Origin of the sequence: Paenibacillus sp. FSL M7-1455 (assembly GCF_038004655.1) — a bacterium.
Lineage (GTDB): Bacteria > Bacillota > Bacilli > Paenibacillales > Paenibacillaceae > Paenibacillus_AQ > Paenibacillus_AQ cookii.
In genome coordinates this window covers 2,347,826-2,366,763 of record NZ_JBBORO010000001.1, presented here as the reverse complement: position 1 = coordinate 2,366,763, position 18,938 = coordinate 2,347,826, and the positions used below count along the sequence as shown (strand labels likewise).

At 51.8% G+C, this 18,938-nt stretch carries 18 protein-coding genes; 8 read left to right on the top strand and 10 right to left on the bottom strand.

Going from position 1 to position 18,938, the window contains the following annotated elements; all coding sequences use genetic code 11:
- Nucleotides 1-80: 80 nt before the first annotated feature.
- The gene (locus tag NYE48_RS10980) at nucleotides 81-1,331 is read left to right on the top strand and encodes a methyl-accepting chemotaxis protein (RefSeq protein WP_340998544.1); all 1,251 of its coding nucleotides are present in this window, start codon (nucleotides 81-83) and stop codon (nucleotides 1,329-1,331) included.
- Nucleotides 1,332-1,439: 108 nt separating this feature from the next.
- Nucleotides 1,440-2,093: a TetR/AcrR family transcriptional regulator gene (locus NYE48_RS10975; protein ID WP_340998542.1), complete on the top strand. Its 654-nt coding sequence runs from the start codon at nucleotides 1,440-1,442 to the stop codon at nucleotides 2,091-2,093.
- A 90-nt stretch (nucleotides 2,094-2,183) separates the two neighbouring features.
- Here NYE48_RS10975 and NYE48_RS10970 read toward each other — a convergent pair.
- The 3 genes from NYE48_RS10970 to NYE48_RS10960 form a co-directional block, all read right to left on the bottom strand.
- Nucleotides 2,184-3,544 (bottom strand): IS1182 family transposase gene (locus NYE48_RS10970; RefSeq protein ID WP_340997748.1). Its coding sequence is split into 2 segments (ribosomal slippage): nucleotides 2,184-2,974 and nucleotides 2,974-3,544, totalling 1,362 coding nucleotides; the frame shifts between segments, so codons are not numbered across the junction.
- A gap of 165 nt (nucleotides 3,545-3,709) precedes the next feature.
- Nucleotides 3,710-4,456 (bottom strand): SDR family NAD(P)-dependent oxidoreductase, encoded by a 747-nt coding sequence (locus NYE48_RS10965; RefSeq protein ID WP_340998541.1) that lies wholly within the window; start codon nucleotides 4,454-4,456, stop codon nucleotides 3,710-3,712.
- 177 nt (nucleotides 4,457-4,633) lie between these two features.
- Nucleotides 4,634-6,400, bottom strand: a complete 1,767-nt coding sequence (locus tag NYE48_RS10960) for an ABC transporter substrate-binding protein (protein ID WP_340998539.1) — start codon at nucleotides 6,398-6,400, stop codon at nucleotides 4,634-4,636.
- 125 nt (nucleotides 6,401-6,525) lie between these two features.
- Between NYE48_RS10960 and NYE48_RS10955 the strand changes: the two genes are divergently transcribed.
- Entirely contained in the window at nucleotides 6,526-6,723 is a 198-nt protein-coding gene (locus NYE48_RS10955) for a hypothetical protein (protein ID WP_340998538.1), read from the top strand.
- A 174-nt stretch (nucleotides 6,724-6,897) separates the two neighbouring features.
- On the opposite strand, the gene NYE48_RS10950 is transcribed toward NYE48_RS10955, so the two are convergent.
- From NYE48_RS10950 to NYE48_RS10930, 5 genes are read right to left on the bottom strand one after another with little or no spacing between them, the layout of a single operon-like run.
- Nucleotides 6,898-8,370: a HAMP domain-containing sensor histidine kinase gene (locus NYE48_RS10950; RefSeq protein ID WP_340998537.1), complete on the bottom strand. Its 1,473-nt coding sequence runs from the start codon at nucleotides 8,368-8,370 to the stop codon at nucleotides 6,898-6,900.
- The gene (locus tag NYE48_RS10945) at nucleotides 8,349-9,044 is read right to left on the bottom strand and encodes a response regulator transcription factor (protein ID WP_340998535.1); all 696 of its coding nucleotides are present in this window, start codon (nucleotides 9,042-9,044) and stop codon (nucleotides 8,349-8,351) included. Before NYE48_RS10945 ends, NYE48_RS10950 begins: the two co-directional genes overlap by 22 nt.
- Nucleotides 9,045-9,069: 25 nt before the next feature.
- Entirely contained in the window at nucleotides 9,070-9,840 is a 771-nt protein-coding gene (locus NYE48_RS10940) for an ABC transporter permease (RefSeq protein WP_340998533.1), read from the bottom strand.
- Nucleotides 9,841-9,854: 14 nt separating this feature from the next.
- Nucleotides 9,855-10,697, bottom strand: coding sequence for an ABC transporter permease (locus NYE48_RS10935; RefSeq protein ID WP_340998531.1), 843 nt, complete (start codon nucleotides 10,695-10,697; stop codon nucleotides 9,855-9,857).
- Entirely contained in the window at nucleotides 10,694-11,422 is a 729-nt protein-coding gene (locus tag NYE48_RS10930; RefSeq protein ID WP_340998529.1) for an ABC transporter ATP-binding protein, read from the bottom strand. The genes NYE48_RS10935 and NYE48_RS10930 overlap by 4 nt, the downstream gene beginning before the upstream one ends.
- Before the next feature lie 178 nt (nucleotides 11,423-11,600).
- Between NYE48_RS10930 and NYE48_RS10925 the strand changes: the two genes are divergently transcribed.
- The 3 genes from NYE48_RS10925 (at nucleotide 11,601) to NYE48_RS10915 (ending at nucleotide 14,362) form a co-directional block, all read left to right on the top strand.
- The gene (locus NYE48_RS10925) at nucleotides 11,601-12,374 is read left to right on the top strand and encodes a class I SAM-dependent methyltransferase (RefSeq protein ID WP_340998527.1); all 774 of its coding nucleotides are present in this window, start codon (nucleotides 11,601-11,603) and stop codon (nucleotides 12,372-12,374) included.
- A gap of 289 nt (nucleotides 12,375-12,663) precedes the next feature.
- A complete protein-coding gene (locus tag NYE48_RS10920; protein ID WP_340998526.1) occupies nucleotides 12,664-13,032 on the top strand; it encodes a hypothetical protein in 369 nt (122 codons plus the stop codon).
- A 67-nt stretch (nucleotides 13,033-13,099) separates the two neighbouring features.
- Entirely contained in the window at nucleotides 13,100-14,362 is a 1,263-nt protein-coding gene (locus NYE48_RS10915; protein ID WP_340998525.1) for an FAD-binding protein, read from the top strand.
- A 100-nt stretch (nucleotides 14,363-14,462) separates the two neighbouring features.
- On the opposite strand, the gene NYE48_RS10910 is transcribed toward NYE48_RS10915, so the two are convergent.
- On the bottom strand, nucleotides 14,463-15,599 hold the full coding sequence (locus NYE48_RS10910; protein WP_036710346.1) for a zinc-dependent alcohol dehydrogenase: 1,137 nt from the start codon (nucleotides 15,597-15,599) through the stop codon (nucleotides 14,463-14,465).
- A 595-nt stretch (nucleotides 15,600-16,194) separates the two neighbouring features.
- Here NYE48_RS10910 and NYE48_RS10905 point away from each other — a divergent pair.
- Nucleotides 16,195-16,722, top strand: coding sequence for a hypothetical protein (locus NYE48_RS10905; protein WP_036710343.1), 528 nt, complete (start codon nucleotides 16,195-16,197; stop codon nucleotides 16,720-16,722).
- 66 nt (nucleotides 16,723-16,788) lie between these two features.
- The gene (locus NYE48_RS10900; protein WP_036710340.1) at nucleotides 16,789-17,478 is read left to right on the top strand and encodes a hypothetical protein; all 690 of its coding nucleotides are present in this window, start codon (nucleotides 16,789-16,791) and stop codon (nucleotides 17,476-17,478) included.
- 252 nt (nucleotides 17,479-17,730) lie between these two features.
- Here the strand turns inward: NYE48_RS10900 and NYE48_RS10895 are convergent, their stop codons facing one another.
- Nucleotides 17,731-18,921, bottom strand: a complete 1,191-nt coding sequence (locus tag NYE48_RS10895; protein WP_212947866.1) for a GTP-binding protein — start codon at nucleotides 18,919-18,921, stop codon at nucleotides 17,731-17,733.
- Nucleotides 18,922-18,938 lie beyond the last annotated feature (17 nt).

The following is an 18,938-nucleotide window of genomic DNA, read 5'->3' as shown; positions in this document are numbered from 1 at the left end:
TAAACGTTTTATAGACCTTTGAACCGTGTCGGTGCTATAATATGGTAGAACTAGTACACATTAAGGAGGCCTATTTTCCTATGTCGTGGTTGAAGAATCTTCCGCTTTCCCAACGGGTCATCGCCGGGTGTTATTTGGTCGCCGCCCTGTTCGCCCTTCCGGCGCTCGTTATTTTTATCGTGATCGGCAAGCTTGTGATCGGAATCGTGTTTGTCGCCGTCCTGGCCGCATTGACCTACCCGCTTGCCCGATACGTGGAGCAGACGCTCACCTCCTCGTTCGAAAACATCGCCAACGTGACGGCCGCGATCGCCAAAGGCGACTTTACGAACCGCGTCGATGAAACCGGCTCCATGGGAGACGTCAGCCGTTCGTTTAACAGCATGATCGACAAGTTGAAGAAAATATTAAACGAAGCCTCCGGCATTACCCGCCGGGTGATCGACGCCAGCCGCGGGATCGCGGACAAAAACCAGGAGCTGAAAACCGTCATGGCGTCCGTCGCCTCGGCATCCAACGAGCTGGCCGTAGGCGCAAGCGAAATATCGCAGGACGTCGCCGGCATGACCGAATCGATCCAGGATATCGAATTGAAGGTAGGGAACTACGCCAAATCCACGAAGGAAATGAAAAAACAATCCGACCTGACGCTCAGCTTCGTGGAAAAAGGCCGCCAGTCGGTCGAAAAACAGGCAGAGGGCATGCGCAAAAACGTCGAAGCGACGGAGCACGTCGCCCAAACGATCGACGCCCTTTCCAAAAACGCATACGGCATCCATAAAATCACCAAAACCATTTCCGAATTGGCCGAGCAAACGAACCTCCTTTCCCTGAACGCATCGATCGAGGCCGCCAGAGCCGGGGAGCATGGGCGGGGATTCGCCGTCGTTGCCCATGAAGTGCGCAAGCTGGCGGAAGAGTCGACGGCATCGACCCAGGAGGTGTTCGGACTCGTCAAAAGCATTGAGCAAGGCATCCGCGAAGCGATCGAAAACATTCAAGTAAACGAAGAAGTCGTGCGGATGCAAAACGAAATGATCCGCGAGGCGGAGCAGATTTTTACGAACATCGTGGAAAGCGTACAATACATAACCGAGCAGATCAACGCCTTCTCCAGCGAAAGCGACCAGATGCTCGAAAGCGCGCAGAAAATTTCTGCCGCGATCCAGAACATTTCGGCCATTACCGAGCAATCCTCCGCCGGAACCGAGCAGGTATCCGCTTCGATGAATGAACAGATGAAATCGATCGAAGCCGTCGTGGAAGAAACCGAAGCGATGAGACAAGCCGTATTCCAGCTGCAAAAAACGATTCAAATCTTCAAGTTCTAGCACCGAATCTCCGATTCTTCATTCCTTCGCCTGATTGAATCCTTCTCCGGTCTGTTATATGATGGATAGAATACAATGATATAGCAGGATTGTGGAGGAATGAAAAGTATGGCTTCAGAGCAACAGCAACGAATCGATCCGAGGGTCATACGGACGCAAAGGCTGCTCAAAAACGCGCTCTTTGATCTGCTGGAGGAACAAAACTACGAACAGGTTACCGTACAGGATATCGCCGACAGAGCCACCGTCAAACGAGCGACGTTTTATCTGCATTACAACGATAAACAAGACCTCGTGAATCAATGCATCGACGAGCTGCTGGCCGAATTGAGCGAATCGATCCGGAATTCGAACGACGATCCGATCCAATTCGATTTTTCCAGCGGACAAGCCCATCCTATTTTCATCCGGATGTTCAAGCATGTCAGCGAGCGTTTCCGCCAATACCAGGCCTTGCTGGTCAAAAACCGGATTGCGGCCTTCACCGCCGGTCTGCTGGATGTGCTCCACAACTTCATATCCGAGGGCATCAATATGACCGAGCCGGACGATTCCAATTTATCCGCTCGCAGGGAAGTCGTCATCAAATACGTGGAAGCGGCGTTCCTGGAGCTTATTATTTGGTGGGTCGAAAATCAAATGCCTTACAAGGAAGAGGAAATGGCCGAAATGTTGATGAACTTGTCCATCCTTGGCCCTTATCGCGTCCGTCCGTTCGATAAAATAAAGCAAATGGAAAATAAAAATAACCCTGAAGGATAGTTCTTCAGGGTTATCAGATTGTCGAGAAACCCACGTCTTGTAGACGTTGGGTTTCTCTTGTTTTCATTTGCAGTTGCTAAAAAAGAAGGGTTACCCCCTCTTTTCCAGGCGATCCAGGTGGATCGCCATCTTCTTCATGTTCTGCACGGCGGCCGTCATCAACGCTTGTTCCGTAACGTTTGAGAGTCCGCGCAAACGGCAATAGCGAAACCCATGGAGCTCTTTGGCATCCGCGAAGCTTCGCTCAATCGTTTCTTTTCGTTTGCGGTACAACTGCTTGCCGTCTCGGCTTAGCCGGTTATTTCGCACCCAGTCTTTGCTGTCTTCCCAGACATGTCGGGTCAGTACCTTCCGGTGGTTCCTGGAATGAGTGCATTGCGCAAGCATCGGACAGGTCTTGCAATGTTCCGGGTCTGACGCATACTGCCTGTAACCCTTCCGGTCGGTTGTCCGGTATGTCAGTTGGTGTTTTTCCGGGCAGATATAGGTGTTACTTTCAGCGTCGTAAGTAAACTTCCATTTGGCAAACAAACCTTGCTTCGGATGAAATCTCCGGTGTGCAATAACGGCAAAAATCTTTCGCTGCTGTAAGCCTCGGCAAATGGGCGTAGTTAAATAACCGGAATCCAGGGCTACAGCTTCAACCTTGAATCCAAAACGTTCTCTTTGGCGGTCTAATCGCGACAAATACGGAACCGAATCGTGGACATTTCCTGGCGTAACATGGACATCGGTAATGAGATTGTATTTAAGATCTACCGTCCGGTGGTCGAGATAAAAGAACCCCTCCGGTTTGCCGTCGCGTATCATATAGCCGCTGTCCGGATCGGTGGTGCTCACTTTAATTTCTTTGGTTCCATTCACTTCCTCTCGTACTTTCAGGGCTTTTTTCCGTGCGCTTTGCGGTCCTCCGTCACAGCCTCATTGAGTTCGTCAATATAGTCCTTGGTGTTTTGCAGAACTTCCTGCTTGGTATAGTGGTGCTTGTTGGCATTGGCTTTTACGTGAGTCGAATCGGTAATGAGCACACGCCCGCCCACCATTTTGTGCGAGATCGCTTGGAGGACGATTTCGTCAAAGATCTCCTGGAAAATGTCAGTATCCTTAAATCGAGTCCGCCGGTTCCAGCTAATGGTGGAGTGGTCTGGGACTTTATCGGTTAGACCAAGACCTAAAAACCAGCGGTAAGCCAAATTCGTTTGAATCTCGCGTTCCAACTGGCGTTCGGAGCGAATGCCATAAAAATAACCGAGAAAAATCATCTTAAACAGAACGACCGGATCAATGGCTGGCCGCCCGTTATCTGCGCAGTAAAGAGGACGAACCTTATCGTCAATAAAGGAGAAGTCGATATACTTGTCCACTTTCCGCAGCAAATGATCCTGTGGAACCAGCTCTTCAATTGACACGAATTCGTAGCTTTGTTGTTTTTCCCGATTAGATCTCAGCATTCAAGACACCATCCGTTCATGAGTAGTTATCTATATTATACAACATTAACGCGGTGCTGTCTTAAAATAAATAAACATAAAGAAGGCTGTCGAGACTTTCTCGACAGCCTGATAACCCTGAAGGATAGTTCTTCAGGGTTATTTTTATTTGTTCCGTCAGACGGATTACAGGGCCGTCCAGCCGCCGTCGATGACAAGCTCCGCGCCGGTCATGAAACGGGATTCGTCGGAAGCCAGGAACAGCACGCCGTAAGCTACGTCTTCTGGATTGCCGAAGTAAGGAAGCTGCGTAAACGTTTTGTAATACGGCTCCGCTTCCCCGAACGTGCCGGCCGTCATCGGCGTGACGATGATGCCGGGGTGCACGGAGTTTACCCGGACGCAGTCTTTCGCATATTCGACGGCCGCCGCTTTCGAAATCGAACGCAGCGCGCCTTTCGCAGCGGTATAAGCGCTGGAACCGGCCATGCCGACAAGGCCGCCGATCGAGGAAATGTTGATGACGGAGACGGAGCCGTTCTTTTTCATCTCAGGAATGGCATATTTCATGCCCAGCATGCAACCGTTTAGGTTGATGTCCATCACTTTGTTCCATTTGTCCATCTCCAGGTTGGCGATGGTCATCGTCGAGGAAACGCCGGCATTGTTCACAAGAACGTCGACTTTCCCGAATTGTTTGACGGTTTCTTCGATGATGGATTTCCACTCTTCTTCCGAAGCTACGTTATGCTTGAAGCTCAGGACTTCCCCGCCGCTTTGCTTGATTTCGTTCACGACTTCATGCAATGCCGTTTCGTTGATATCGGTTGCGACCACTTTGGCGCCTTCCCGGGCGAACAATTTCGCTTCCGCGGCCCCCATGCCGTTGCCTGCGCCCGTAATGACGGCGACTTTGCCTGCCAATCTTCCCATGTCCATCTTCCTCTCTATGTGGTACATCGTCATCAATGTAATCGATTACGATCCGATTATACACCCGTTCGTCCATTTTGTGAAGTATTTTACACCATGTCATTTATCAAACATTGAAATGGGCCGCTTTGAAAAAAAGGGAACTCCCGCCTCAAACAGAAGTTCCCTAATTTATCGCTAATCATGTTTTTCCAGCCAAATATCCTTGAAATCGACCCATCCAAGCGGGTTGAGGCTCATTCCGCGCACGAACGGATGCAGGAAATCGTCAAGCTGCCGGTGATGGAGAAAAATGACCGAGGCTTCGTCACGCAAATATTCCTCGATTTCCCGGAACGTCACTCGTCTCGTTTCTCCGCTCTCCGCCTCCAAGGCGTCGTCGATCCGCGTTTTGATCCAGCTCATGCGCTCTTCATCCAAGTACAGCCGCAATCCGTTGATCCCGTTCTCATACGTCTCGATTTCGCATACCTCATCTTCGGCCAGCACGATGCTGGAAAGGGTGCAGTCCGCTTCCTTCCAAGTTTCGCTGGTCTCAATTTCGACCCGGATTCCCCACTCCGACAAACGTTTTCGTATCCATGCCGTGTCCTCCGCGTATTTGTCGTAAACCGACAGCCGGATCGGCCTTCCGTCATAACGCGATTCCTTTAAAGCCGCCTTGACGCGCTCGGGGCGGATCGGTTCGATCACGCGGCTCCGGCTCTCATCCGGACGGAATCCGAAAGCGGGAAGGATACGGGGGCCTCCCAGCTCCTCAATCATCTCGCCGGGATGTAATATCATCTTTACGGCCCTGCGGAAGGCTTCCGACTGCTGCGGGCCTTCCCGCTTCATGTTCCAGCACAACATCGTGCAGCCTTGCCTTAGGTCTGGAACCGTTCCCTTACGATCTTCCCGTCTATACCGGTCTATCGTTTGCAACACCTTGGTAAAACCGATCGCTTCCGGGTCGCAGTCCGCCGGCATAATGACGATATCGACGCCGTCCAAATACGGGCGGCCCTGATAATATTGGGAATGCGCTGCAAGCTCGATGCGATGTTTGGAAAAAGAAACGACGCGAAACGGACCGGTGCCTAGCGGCAAGTTCCAGAAGCTCCCTTCCTCCTGACCGGCGAAATCGGCAGGCAGGATCGAAGCCCCGACCGAACACATGAACCTGTCGAAAATGCGGTTCGGTTTGCGCAGCCGGATCCGGACGACGCGCGGCCCCAGCGCCTCGATCGTTTCCGCCTCCCGGAGAAGCCACTTGTTTTCCGCATGGTTGCGCAGCCGCTCAAAGGAAAACAGCACGTCGGCGGACGTCAGCTCCTGGCCGTGATGAAAACGGATGCCCTTGCGCAAATAAAAGGTCCATTCCGTCGCATCCCGATTGGCTTCCCAATGATGGGCCACCCCGGGCACGATCCGGCCCAGCCGCTCGTCAAAAGCCAACAGCCGGTCGAAAATTTGCCGCTGAAGATGGGAATCAAACGCGAAGCTTGCGGCTGCCGGGTCCAGCGTCCGAGGCGGATACAGGACGGGAAATATCAAATTGTCGGTTGCATGGGAGCCCTCGGCTCCTTCTTCTTTTTTGTAGCCGAAATGGCCGTTCAGCCAATCCAGAAACTGCTCCTTTGCCTGCGTTCCGCTTCCGTATGCGCCAAGCGTTTGAAAAGCCTGCCGATAATCGCCGCTTTTGGCCAGCTCGACGACCAGGTTCAGCAAAAACTCCTCTTTGCCTGCTAGGAACGTAATTCGCGAATAATTGCCCCTTCCCCGGCCGGGAAGCCATTGAACCCACCCTTCATCCACGAGCTTCCGCAAAATCAGCTTTGCGTTTCGCACGGTGCAATATAAGGCTTGCGCCAAATCCTCAAGCGTCACTTCGATCGGCATGCCGCTTTGTTTTCCGTCCGAAAACCGGCTGTGAAGCATTAAGTATTGTTCTTTAATTTGCATCGAACGACCCTCCTGAAAGCAATCTCCGGCGTAAAAGGGGAAAACCATTTCCGAAAGTATACTCTTTTTTGCCCCTTTTGAACAGCGCATAATGAGAGCAACCCAATAGAAGCGGAGGAGAAGACATGCTCGAACATTATACGTTTCAAAAGCTGCTTGAATACGAACAGGCGGAACGCAACAATCCCGTAAACATCCGGAGGGAACAAGAAAAACAAATGATCTACGAGGCAACCCGAACCAGGAAGGCCCATGACAAATGGTATGTCATGCCGCTAAGGTTGTTCCGCAAATCGCATCGGCGCCAAAAATACCGAACCTGAGCGAAACCCGGGCCCCGAGTCCGTTTTATTAGGCTTATGGCAAAAAAGGCACCCTCATGATCGAATCATGAAGATGCCTGGGCCGGGGGCTACCGTTTCCCCTTTTCAGGGGCCTGTTTTTCCGCCGGTCCATCCGGCGAACGATAAACGTGGTCTCGAACCGCCGTTTCTTTTTCATCTTTTGCAGGCAAGTTCGTCCGTCCGGATCGTAAAAACCATGCAAGCCCCGCCCTCCCTGCGGTTCGACGCGCGGATGCTGCCTCCGTGTTTCTCGACGATCACTTTTGCGGTATGCAGGCCAAGGCCCGTTTGCCCGTTGTCCCCCCGATAAAACTTTTCGAACAAATGCGGAAGATCTTTTTCGGCAAAACCCGAGCCATTGTCGCATATCGCGAATCGCAGGCCGGACGCGTTCCTTTCGATCCGAACGCCGAGCCAGCCGCCCTCCGCGGGCAAATACCGGAAGCTGTTGGCCACCAGGTTGTCCATGACTTGGCTGATGCGCTGCACGTCCATATATACCGTCTCCCCGCCGCCGGGAGCAGAATCCTCGTATTCGAAGCTGAACCGGACCTGCCGGGAACGGCACATGAAGCCGATCTCCCGCTCCTTGTCCTGGATGAACTGCCGCAAAGCAACCTGCGCCCCGCGAAGCGGAAAGTATTCCAAATCCTTTTCGGAAGCGATCTGTATGTCTTGGATCAGGCGGTTGACCCTTTGAATGTTATCCTCGATGACTTTCAGATGGCTTTCGGCTTGGCTCCGGGACATATCGGGCGTATCTGCCAACAGCTCCACGTTGCCTTGGATGACCGTCATCGGCGTGCGGAAATCGTGGGCGATCGCGTCCATCATGTCCCTGCGTTCCTGCTCCAGCTTCCACTCCCTCAGCAAGGCGTCCTTAAGGGCGCTGCGCATGTTTTCAAACGATTCGGTCAGCATGCCCAGCTCATTGTCCGCCTGATAGCTGATCGTAAAGTCGAGATCCTGGTCGCGGATGCGTTTGGAGGCATCGATGAGATTATGCACGGGTCTGGCAATCCGTTTTCCGAGCCTCGCCGCAAACAGATACGTAAACAACGCGACGTATAAAAACGGCGAAACGACGAAGTACAGGACGATGGCGAGGTTGATCCAGTTGGAACCCGACGCGGCCGTGGTCGCTTCCAGCTTATAGCGGAATACCATGGCCCCTTTTAGCTCCCCTGCCGCCGACATGACGGGCACGCTCCGGACAAACATCCCGCCAAAAGCCGGCGTCGTCCCCGCGCTTTTGGTCGTATTCAGGTTCTCGATCAACGCTTGACTCGTTTGAAACTTGCGTTCCCGCATCGTTCCATAGAGCGGATTCCCGGAAAGGTCGACCGCCTGGTACTGGATTCCGTCGCCCGGAATCCGTTTTTCCAGCTCCGCTCGGCTTGTCGGGTCGAGGATCGCGTCCCCTTGCGATTTGACGTATGCCACGAGGGAAGGGATTTTGTTTTCATAGCTGTTCGCCGGGCGTATCCATTTGTTCGAAACGATCCAGCCCACGCCGAAGACAAGCGTAATGGCCGTGCACGCCACGCTGAAAACCATGATCCACACGAAGGTGAGAATCAGCTGCCGCTTGATGGGCAGGCGTTCTACGAATCCGATCTTTCCCATTTGTAGCCGACCCCCCAAAGCGTGGAAATATAGCTGTTCAAAGGATCCCTCGAGCCCAGCTTGGCGCGGATCTTCTTGATATGCTCCGTCACGGTGCTTGCGTCTCCGCTCGCTTCAAGCCCCCAAATCCGGTCATAAATTTGTTCCTTGGAAAAAACTTGCCCGGGATGCAGTGCCAGCAGCTCGACGATATCGAACTCTTTGGCCGTCATCGGTACGACCGCGTCGTTGACATGCACCTCCCGGCCTTTCAAATTGATGCGCAGCCGTCCGTACCGGAGCAGGGACCGCTCCGCGGAGCTTTCCCGCATTCGCCGGCTTCCGCGCAGATGGGCAGCCACTCGCGCTTTTAGCTCCCGAAGGCTGAACGGCTTCGTAATATAATCGTCCCCTCCGATGGACAGCCCTTGGATCCGGTCCGCCTCCGTTTGCTTCGCGCTGACGAACAGGATCGGGCAATCCACCTCGTCGCGGATCATCTGGCACAGCTCAAATCCGTTCATGCCCGGCATCATGACGTCAAGAATGATCAGATCCGGCGCCTGGCCGAGTTGATTCATCGCTTCGATTCCGTTGGAAGCGGTCAGCACCCGGTACCCCTCCGCCGTCATGGCCTGCTCCATCAGCGACACGATTTGAGCCTCGTCGTCTACGATCAGTATTTTGTCCTGCATGTAAAATAAACTCCCTGCTTCCGGGCTATTTCACCCAGTTTCTTCGGTTCCACCACAACATTGTAACGGCAAAACCTAGAAATATACAAACCATTACCGGCAAAAGAAAGGCATGAACGTACCGGCCGGCCATCCATTGAAAAACGGTGCTCATCCCTATCAGCAAAAATCGGAGCGCATCCGAAACATACAGGCCGCCCACTGCCACTCCGATCCAGCCGAGATAACAGATGATCGGGCTTGGAAGCAAGGTGCACAGGGCCGCGGTCACGCTTAACTGCGCGAGCAAAATCAGCATGAACAACCCGTAGGATTCCAGGTTGTACAGGAATGCGCCAACCGGGCCGTAAGCGCGGTCCGGGTTCAGGTACACGACGGAGTCCACGCTTGGCTTGAGCAGATGCCCGGCACCTTCCCCTATGACAAAGGTTACCGCCACAAACAGCAGCAGGATGACGGCCAGATTGATCCATTTTGCCGCAAACAGCCGCAGGATCGAAATCGGGCGGATCAGCACCAGACGCAGCTGGCCCCCGTGATATTCCCCGTTAAAGCTGTCGATCATCAGGATCGGGCCGATAATCAGCACCAGAAAAAACGAGACTTCCTTCAGCAAAAAAAGCGAAAAATTTTGTGCGGTCAAAGGCACCGACGATACGTTATCGAACGCGCCGAACGACTGCACGCCCAAGAACAGGCAGTCGAGCAGCACGATCGCAACGAACATCAGCAGACTGACGAAGGTTTTTTTCCGTTTCCATATCCGCTGCCAGTCGCTTTGCAAAAGCTGCATCATGATCCATTTCCTCCTTATATAAAACGATCCGATTTGGTAAAGATGAGGCGGGCGGCGGCCGTAAACAACGCGACATATCCCGCAAGTATAAGCACCATCCACAGTCCGGCATGCCATTCTCTTGCCGCTGCGCTGCCCGACAGCATGACCGCGATCCCGCTAAATTGGATTTCCGTCAGCGAAACGTATTTCAGCATCGCGGGCCAGCCGAACCCCGTGACGCGGTTGAACAGGTCATAGATGAGCGGAAACCCGAGGGAACAAAGCAAAAATCCCATGCCGAGGCCAATGGCCGCGGTCGACGAACGGGAGATGACGCCGATCGCGATAAATACGGATGCCGTCCCGACGATCGAGGCATAAGCCATTCCGTAATAGCTGAGCGTATAACCGATCATGTATCGGCTTGAAACGGCATGATCGTAATAAAACAACGTCTGCTGCGGCGAAGATTCGAAAAATACGTACCCGGCGACGACCGCCGCAACCAAATAGACGACGAAAAACAAAGCCATCATGGATGCAAACGCCAGCCATTTGGCCCAAAAAATTTGCGAGCTGCCGTATGCCCGCAGCATGACGAGCCGCAGCTGGCCCGAACGGTATTCCTCCGTAAAGGAAAAAGTCAAAAGCACAAGCGCCACGACGTTAAACACGACGATCAGCTGCTCGATCATGGCCATGACCGGAAAATTTTCCGCCGTCGTATGCTCGGGACTTCCAAGCGGAAAGGACGCGTTATGGCCAATGTAATATTTAGCCGTCAGGGCAATGATCAGCGGTATGGCGATCAGGAACAGCCAGGCGATTTTGCGTTTCCATAACCGTTCCCACTCGCTGTGAAATAAAGCCATCATGTGGTCATCATCTCCACGAAATGGTCTTCCAGGCTGCTCGTTCCGGCCATCTCCAGCCACGCTTCCTGCGTGCCCTGCCATACGAGCCGTCCTTCCTTGATGATGACGAAGCGGTTGCAGATCCGCTGCAGTTCGTCAAGCAGATGGCTTGATACGAAAAAGGTGATCCCGTACGCCTGGTTCAGCTTCAAAATCAGGTTGCGCAGCTCGCGAATCCCCATCGGGTCCAGCCCGTTGGCCGGTTCGTCCAAGATGATGAGCTTCGGGTTTCCAAGCAGCGCTTGGGCAATGCCGAGGCGCTGCTTCATGCCCAGGGAATAGGTTTTGACTTTATCGCGTCCGCGTCCGTCCAGCCCGACGGTAGCCAGGACCTCGTCGACGCGGGCCGCGCGTTTTTCTTTCGGGATGCCCGCATGCAGTTTCGCGAGGTTCAGCAAGTTGTCCCTTCCGGACATATATGGGAAAAAGATCGGCGATTCCACGATGGCTCCGACCTGGCCAAGCGCCTTCATCCGGTCCCGCTGCACGTCGAAACCTTCGATGCGGATGGTGCCTTCGCCCGGTCTGACCAGCCCCGTAATCATGCGGATCAGCGTCGTTTTGCCGGCGCCGTTCGGGCCGACGAAGCCGCAAACATCCCCCTGCATGATTTCAAAGGTCATGTCGCTTACAAGCGTCCGCCGTCCTGCTTTTTTGGTTACATGTTCGATTTCCAGTACTTTCATAATCATTTCCCCTCCTGGGATTGATACTAGAGGGCAATTCTAAAGAATTTATAACGTCCGCCGATTTTCTTCGAAAACGTAGCCAATCGGCTTCGAATGTTTTATAATACATATAAATCATCCCGTTTTATAAAACATAGTTTCATTCCATGAAACTTAAAAAGGAGGAGTTTCTGTTATGCCGATGGATTTTCATGATCCAAGAAACCAATCTTCTTATACGACCCGCGTTGCGGATGCCTCTTGGCTGGAGCTCATTGCCAAGCAGGTGGAACTGAAGGGAAAACGGGCGGCGGATATTGGCTGCGGCGGAGGAATCTACACGAAAGCACTGCTTGCCCTTGGAGCCGAGCATGTCATCGGCGTCGATTATTCGGCGGAAATGCTGCAGGGGGCGAAACAAAACGTAGGCGAAACGCAAGAAGTGGAATGGATTCAAGGTGCTGCGGACCGGACGACGCTGCCTTCGGAGCATGTCGATGTCGTGCTGGAACGGGCGCTGATCCATCACTTGACCGATCTGCAGGGCTGTTTTCGCGAAGGGCATCGAATTTTAAAGGCAGGCGGCATGCTGATCGTGCAGGACCGGACGCCGGAAGACAGCGTATTGCCCGGATCGGATACCCACATCCGCGGTTACATTTTCGAAAAATTCCCTGGGCTTATGGAAACGGAGAAATCCCGGAGGCATCATTCGGAAACGGTGACCGAAGCGCTCCGCGAGAGCGGTTTTTGCGATATTCGCGAGCTGAAATGGTGGGAGCCGAGGAAAGTGCATCCTGACCCCGAGGCGTTGTTCGAGGATGTGCGGCGGCGAACCGGGCGTTCGATTTTGCATGAACTTTCGGACGGGGAACTGGATGAGCTCATTGCCTATATGCAAAGCAAGCTCCAAGGATCCGGCCCGATTGCCGAAAAGGATCCTTGGACGATCTGGTTCGCGAAGCGCTAAGGCGTCATCGGCGGCTGCCCGGGTTCGGGCAGCTCGTCTTCGACGGAAACAACAGCTTTTGATTTTCGCTCATATACATATTGTATTTCGTAATGACCTTCGACCCGGTGTCCACTATTTTCTCAGAAGACCCTCCGTAAGAACGGATTGACCGGCGTCTCTGATTCAAGAAGGCCTCCTTTCGTTTAAAATTCAGTAAAAACGTTCTTGCCGCCCGGGCACATCCGCCGAAAGCTCCGGGAACACGCAAGATGCGCAAAGCGCCAAGGACGAAGGAGGAATCTGACTTATGGATACCGATAAAAAACGTTATTATATTTCCGTCAGCCATCATTTGATTCAGGACGCCCCTTACGAATCCGCCGAATTCGAGGTGTTGATGACCGAAGCGGAGAAGACCAAGCTGATGGATAAGCTGGAGGATCTGAACCGGGAAGACGAATATACGTTCAAGCGCGCGTTTATTCCCTATAAATCGGCCGACCATGACGACGCGCCGCAGGAATTTAACGATAAACTGATCGACGTGTACGCTTTCCTGCACGACATCGGGGACGAAAAGACGAAGCGCACGATCGAAGGCATGAAAATCCTAGGCAAAATGCGGCACACCGACTACGACCACGAAGGATACGAGGATTCCCCTCTCAACAAATAGGTTGAGGCCCTGTACGCCCCCTGCTATCATAGGTTTATAGACTTTTATACCGAATGGGAGCGAGCAAATGGACCAAAAACGGAATTGGGCAGGCAATTACACGTACAGCGCTTCAAAGCTTCATATCCCTGAAACGATGGAACAGGTGGTTGAACTCGCGGCCGCAAGCCGCCGGATCAAGGTCGTCGGAACGCGGCATTCATTCAACGGAATCGCGGACAGCCCGGAAACCCAACTGTCGCTCGAAAAGCTGAACCGGGTCTTGGCGCTGGACCGCCAAAACCACCGGGTAACGGTCGAAGGCGGCATCCGCTATGGGGATCTATGCCGTTATCTGAACGAAGAAGGTTATGCGCTTCATAATTTGGCATCGCTTCCGCATATTACGGTCGCAGGGGCCTGCGCAACCGCAACGCATGGCTCCGGGGTGAACAGCCGCAATCTGGCCGCTGCGATCCATGCGATGGAAATCGTCGGGGCGGACGGAGCCGTCATGCGCTTCTCCCGGGACGCAGGGGACGAGATCAATGGAGCCGCCGTTGGTCTTGGCGGACTCGGAATCGTCACGAAAATGACGCTCGACGTCATCCCGGCGTTCGAGATGTGCCAGTACGTATACGAAAATCTCCCCTTGGAGAATTTGGAGCATCACTTTGACGAAATCGCCTCTGCCGCTTACAGCGTCAGCCTGTTCACGGACTGGAAGTCGTCCTCCTTTAATCAGGTCTGGCTGAAGCATCGGACGATGGACGGCACCGCCTCCGCCATGGGGCCGACGTTTTTCGGCTCGGTCAGGGCTGCGGGAAATGTTCACCCCGTGGCAGGATTTTCAGCGGAAAACTGCAGCGAACAGCTGGGCGTCCCCGGACCTTGGTTCGAGCGGCTCCCCCATTTCCGGATGGAATTCACCCCAAGCGCCGGGGAGGAGCTGCAAAGCGAATATTTTGTGCCCCGAGCATTCGCCTACCAGGCTTTATGCGCGTTGGACGGACTTCGGGAACAGGTTGCCCCTCTTCTTTATGTTTCCGAGGTTCGAACGATTGCAAAAGACGATTTGTGGATGAGCCCTTGTTACCTGCAGGATTCGGTCGCGATCCATTTCACCTGGAAGCCTGACTGGCAAGCCGTGCAGCGAGTGCTCCCGTTGATCGAAGAGCGGCTTGCTCCATACGGCGCGCGTCCGCATTGGGCCAAGCTGTTTACGATGCCGCCCGTCCGCTTGCGGACGCTTTACGAACGGCTGCCGGATTTCCGCAACCTTCTTCTTCGCTGCGACCCTGAAGGCAAGTTCCGAAACGATTTTTTGGATGCTTATGTGCTGGGTGACTGATGAGAGTGAGAGAATAAATCATACGGAATGAAGCTAAATGACCGTTCGAAAGAGAGCCCGTTCTTATGGAACGGGCTCTTTCGCAAGTCACGGCTGCAGTTTATGGTTTGAGCACTACTTTGATGCAGTTGTCCTCTTTGTTGTCGAAGATGTTGTAGGCATGCCCCGCTTCGGACATCGGAAGCCGGTGCGTAATGATGTCGGTGGCGTCCAGCTCCCCGGACTTGATCCATTGGAATAGTTCCGGCATATAGTGGATGACGGGTGCCTGCCCCATTTTGACCGTAATGTTCCGTTCAAACAAGTGGCCGAACGGGAACAGGTTGTATTTCAGCCCGTAGACGCCGACGACCGAAATCGTTCCGCATTTGCGCACGATGTTGGCCGCCATGTCAAAAGCTCCAAGCGAGCCGCCCTGCAGCTTCAGCGCCGTTTCGACCTTTTCGAGCGGGGTGCGCTTCGCATCCAGGCCCACGCAGTCGATGACGACGTCGGCTCCGCCTTTGGTCAATTCGATCAGCTGCTTGTCCAGGTCGTTGACCGCCCCGAAGTTGTAGGCTTCAACATGGCTGTATGTTTTGGCATGCTCCAGCCTGTAATCCACTTGATCGACGGCGATGACGCGTTTGGCCCCTTTTTTCCAGGCAAATCTCTGCGCGAGCAGTCCGACCGGCCCGCATCCGAGCACCACGACCGTGTCCCCGGGTTTTACGCCGGCGTGATCGACGCCCCAGTAGGCCGTCGGCAAAATATCGGACAAAAAGAGAATCTGTTCATCCTCCAGCTCCGCGTCTTTGGGTACGACGAACGGAACGAAGTTTCCGTAAGGCACCCGCATCAGTTCGGCTTGTCCCCCCGCGTAATCGCCGTAAGTCTTCGAATAACCGAAATATCCGCCCGTATCCCTGGCATCGTTTGCATTGTCGCATTGGCTTTCCATCTGGTTTTGGCAGTAAAAACATTGCCCGCAGGATACGTTAAACGGAATGATGACCCGGTCCCCTTTTTTGACGCGTGTCACTTCCGGCCCCACTTCTTCCACGATGCCCATCGGTTCATGGCCGATCACATAGTTGTCGTACATGCCGGGAATTAAACCGTGATACACGTGAAGATCCGAGCCGCATATCGCGGTCGTCGTGACCCGGACAAGAATGTCGTCCTTTTTTTCAAGTCCGGGATCGCGGACCTCTTTCACTTCCACCTTTTTTCGACCTTGGTACGTTACGGCTTTCATGCGCATCCTCCATGGCTGTTTTTCCCTAGTTTGCCCTGTTTGTGGAAAGTCCATCCCATGATATCGCGTTCGGGAAAAGTGATATTGAATATGGTAAAGCAATTAGATGACAAAGCTATGATAAGCAATTGGAAATACAGTTTATACCGTTCAGTAATTTTTTTTAAGCTTTTGGTTTGTCGGTTCTTGGGATCAAAAAAAACTCTAAAACAGTCACAACTTCAAAGAATGATCTTGTAATAAGAATGACAATTGGAATATTAAAAGCGATTATTAAACGAGCAGAGCCTAATCCAAGATCCTTTTTTAGATGAAACAGAAAATTATCTTTATGTTAATACACATGTTGTTGCTGAATCTATTGGAGTTACTGGTTGAATGGAAATCCTTTTAAAAATTTACTCTATAAATACATAGTTTAGGGTATTATGTCGATTTATTTTCGTTTTATCCAACAAAATCAAACAATAGTAATATTGATTTTCATATAAGGCAGTACTTGTTGATCATTTTCCCATGGAAATATTTACAATTTAGCTTGTTTATATATAAAATATTCCTGTAGAATAAAAATTTATCAAAGGTGGTTGAAAAAATGAAAAAACTGTTATTCTCTCTTTTTACTGTATTTATGCTACTTTCATTACCTGTCGCGTCGTTTGCTGATTCTGCAAATCCAGAAGAATCCCAGCAAACAAGTTTCAGTTCTCGATTTTTTCTAGTGGAGGAAGGAATAGAGAATAACGCTGCTGACTTAAAAAATTTAACAACTGACGAAATAAATACTCATGCAGCAGGTGTGGGAGGGTTTGGAACAATAAATTGTGAAGCAATTGGCAGCGGCAAAATGTTGTGTAATTGGACAGTAACATTAACAAGATCAGGTGAAGCAATTCAACAAGGAGTTTTAATTTTTGATGTAAAAAATGATAGTGGCAAAATCGTGGGTCAAAAAGATCATTATATTAATCCAAAAGGTGGGAATAAACCAACTGAGAAAGGTCAGATAGAATTCACACCGGGTAAGGGTACGTTCTCCGTAGAAAAGTATGGGTCAATTGAAGGGCGATATGCAGTTTATGATATTATTGCTGTAACTCCTAGTACTATTAGAGTATACTAATATTAATGATTTAATAGAAACTGCCCAGTTATATACTTGGGCAGTTTCCTGTTGGGAGAGATGCTGATGTGGTATAAGAGAGTTGAACACATTGAAAGAAAAAACTTGTCACACGAAATATATAATGCTGACTTTGCTATCAATCAATTATCTGTAAATACCTCAGCGCCATATCACTTAGAAGAAAATAGTTTGCTCCAATGGATTGTTGCGCCATTCTTACAGGAAAAGCGCGGTACTTCTTTTGAGGTACCTTTGTATTCACTTGAAATCTATCGTTTTATTATTGATCTGGTTGCACCACATTTTAATTCGATAGAAGGCATACATGAGAATAATGAGCTAACATCTATTAGATTAAGTGAGATGAAAAATGAATCGAGAATGGCATTTCAACAAGTTGTCACGGAGAATGATATCTTAAGTCCGGTAGTAAAAGACTTTTATCTACGTTCAGAATTAGATATTAGAAATCAAGTACTTGATTGCGAGGATATTGAAATAATTATTGATAACTTTCAAGCTATGAACAACGTAGAAAATAGGGAACTTGAAACTTCTATTTGGGAATATTTGAATAATATTATGTTGCTCAACGGCGGAAATATTATTTTAGCTCCACAAAATTGGCTGTTTAATGAAAATTTGCTTGAATCACCCACTTTGGAATATTTTTCTAGATATGCTAAAAGGCTCTACCTTACAATCAATAAATTTAATATGCATGTTAGAGCAATAGAAATATTTATTGAATAGGGGATGATAAGACGAGACGCACGATCAAAGGCATGAACTTTTTGGGCAAAATGCGGCACGCGGATTATAACGATGAAGGATACGAGGATTCTCCTCTCAATAAATAGGGTGTGACAATTCCTTAATCCAAACAGCCCGTTCAGAAAGAACGGGCTGTTTGATGTTCTGAAATGTCACGAGGGGAAGCAGTCGGACCTGCCGTAATCCCAAATACCACACAAAGCTCAAAAACGCATATGGTTTCAGCATGACTTAAATGGCCGCCCATGGCAGCGGATTGCGGAAACGGGACCAATCCAGCTTCATTTCCTCCGGCGTCAGCAGGCAGGCATCCAGTTGCCGTTCGATCGCTTCGCGATCCAGATCGATCCCGATCAGAACGATTTCGTTCATCCGGTCGCCCCAGGTCGGATCCCATTTGCTTTTGAGGTCCGGCTCGGCCGCCAAAATGTCGCGCTGCTCGGCTTCAGGCATCGCCGCCAGCCAATACCCCGCAGGGCCGAACTGGATCGACGGTCCCGCTTGGCTGAAGGTGGCGGCCACATCGTCCTTAACCGCCAGCCATACCAACCCTTTGGCACGAACCACTTCCGCTGGCCAGTCCGACAATGCCGCGGCGAGACGTTCCGGGTGGAAAGGGAGGCGCTTGCGATAAACGAACGAGCCGATGCCGTATTCCTCCGTTTCCGGCGTATGGTGATCTTTTTCCAGCTCCTGTATCCAGCCGGCGGAGAGGCTCGCTTTTTCGAAGTCGAACAACCCCGTGTTCATGATTTCGGCGGGATTCACCCGGCCGCCCACGGTGCGAATGATTTTGGCCGTAGGCTGCAGCTTGCGCAGCAGTCCCTCGAGGCGGTTCAGCTCCTCTTCCTCCACCAAATCGCATTTGTTAAGCAGCAGCACGTCGCAGGTTTCGATTTGGTCGATCAGCAGGTCGACGACATCCCGATCATCGTTGTCTCCCGAAGCCTCCGCCCGGTCAAGCAGCGATTCGCCCGAGGAAAAGTCCTTCCAGAACCGGTAGGCGTCCACCACGGTCACCATGCAGTCCAGCCGGGCGTGCTCCGCCAGGTTAATGCCGGACGCTTCATCCGCGTAGCTGAAGGTTTGCGCGACGGGGATCGGTTCCGAAATGCCTGTCGATTCGATCAAAATATAGTCGAACCGCCCTTCCTCCGCCAGCTTTTTGATCTCCTGCAGCAAATCGTCGCGCAGGGTGCAGCAGATGCAGCCGTTGGACATCTCGACGAGTTTTTCTTCGGTGCGCGACAGGCTCCCGCCCGACTGCACCAGGGCCGCGTCGACGTTGATTTCGCTCATGTCGTTGACGATGACGGCTACCTTCACGCCTTCGCGGTTGTTCAGGACATGGTTCAGCACGGTCGTTTTGCCTGCCCCCAGGTATCCGCTCAGCACGGTTACCGGTATGATTTTGTCAGCCATCTTCTCTTCTCCCCTTA

Bases quoted from the DNA above. Each gene is read 5' to 3' on its own strand.
- NYE48_RS10965 (WP_340998541.1), bottom strand. From the start codon at position 4,456: ATGGGAAGATTGGCAGGCAAAGTCGCCGTCATTACGGGCGCAGGCAAC.
- NYE48_RS10895 (WP_212947866.1), bottom strand. From the start codon at position 18,921: ATGGCTGACAAAATCATACCGGTAACCGTGCTGAGCGGATACCTGGGG.
- NYE48_RS10940 (WP_340998533.1), bottom strand. From the start codon at position 9,840: ATGATGCAGCTTTTGCAAAGCGACTGGCAGCGGATATGGAAACGGAAA.
- NYE48_RS10925 (WP_340998527.1), top strand. From the start codon at position 11,601: ATGCCGATGGATTTTCATGATCCAAGAAACCAATCTTCTTATACGACC.
- NYE48_RS10900 (WP_036710340.1), top strand. From the start codon at position 16,789: ATGTGGTATAAGAGAGTTGAACACATTGAAAGAAAAAACTTGTCACAC.
- NYE48_RS10960 (WP_340998539.1), bottom strand. From the start codon at position 6,400: ATGCAAATTAAAGAACAATACTTAATGCTTCACAGCCGGTTTTCGGAC.
- NYE48_RS10980 (WP_340998544.1), top strand. From the start codon at position 81: ATGTCGTGGTTGAAGAATCTTCCGCTTTCCCAACGGGTCATCGCCGGG.
- NYE48_RS10910 (WP_036710346.1), bottom strand. From the start codon at position 15,599: ATGAAAGCCGTAACGTACCAAGGTCGAAAAAAGGTGGAAGTGAAAGAG.
- NYE48_RS10930 (WP_340998529.1), bottom strand. From the start codon at position 11,422: ATGAAAGTACTGGAAATCGAACATGTAACCAAAAAAGCAGGACGGCGG.
- NYE48_RS10920 (WP_340998526.1), top strand. From the start codon at position 12,664: ATGGATACCGATAAAAAACGTTATTATATTTCCGTCAGCCATCATTTG.
- NYE48_RS10935 (WP_340998531.1), bottom strand. From the start codon at position 10,697: ATGATGGCTTTATTTCACAGCGAGTGGGAACGGTTATGGAAACGCAAA.
- NYE48_RS10905 (WP_036710343.1), top strand. From the start codon at position 16,195: ATGAAAAAACTGTTATTCTCTCTTTTTACTGTATTTATGCTACTTTCA.
- NYE48_RS10945 (WP_340998535.1), bottom strand. From the start codon at position 9,044: ATGCAGGACAAAATACTGATCGTAGACGACGAGGCTCAAATCGTGTCG.
- NYE48_RS10950 (WP_340998537.1), bottom strand. From the start codon at position 8,370: ATGGGAAAGATCGGATTCGTAGAACGCCTGCCCATCAAGCGGCAGCTG.
- NYE48_RS10915 (WP_340998525.1), top strand. From the start codon at position 13,100: ATGGACCAAAAACGGAATTGGGCAGGCAATTACACGTACAGCGCTTCA.
- NYE48_RS10975 (WP_340998542.1), top strand. From the start codon at position 1,440: ATGGCTTCAGAGCAACAGCAACGAATCGATCCGAGGGTCATACGGACG.
- NYE48_RS10955 (WP_340998538.1), top strand. From the start codon at position 6,526: ATGCTCGAACATTATACGTTTCAAAAGCTGCTTGAATACGAACAGGCG.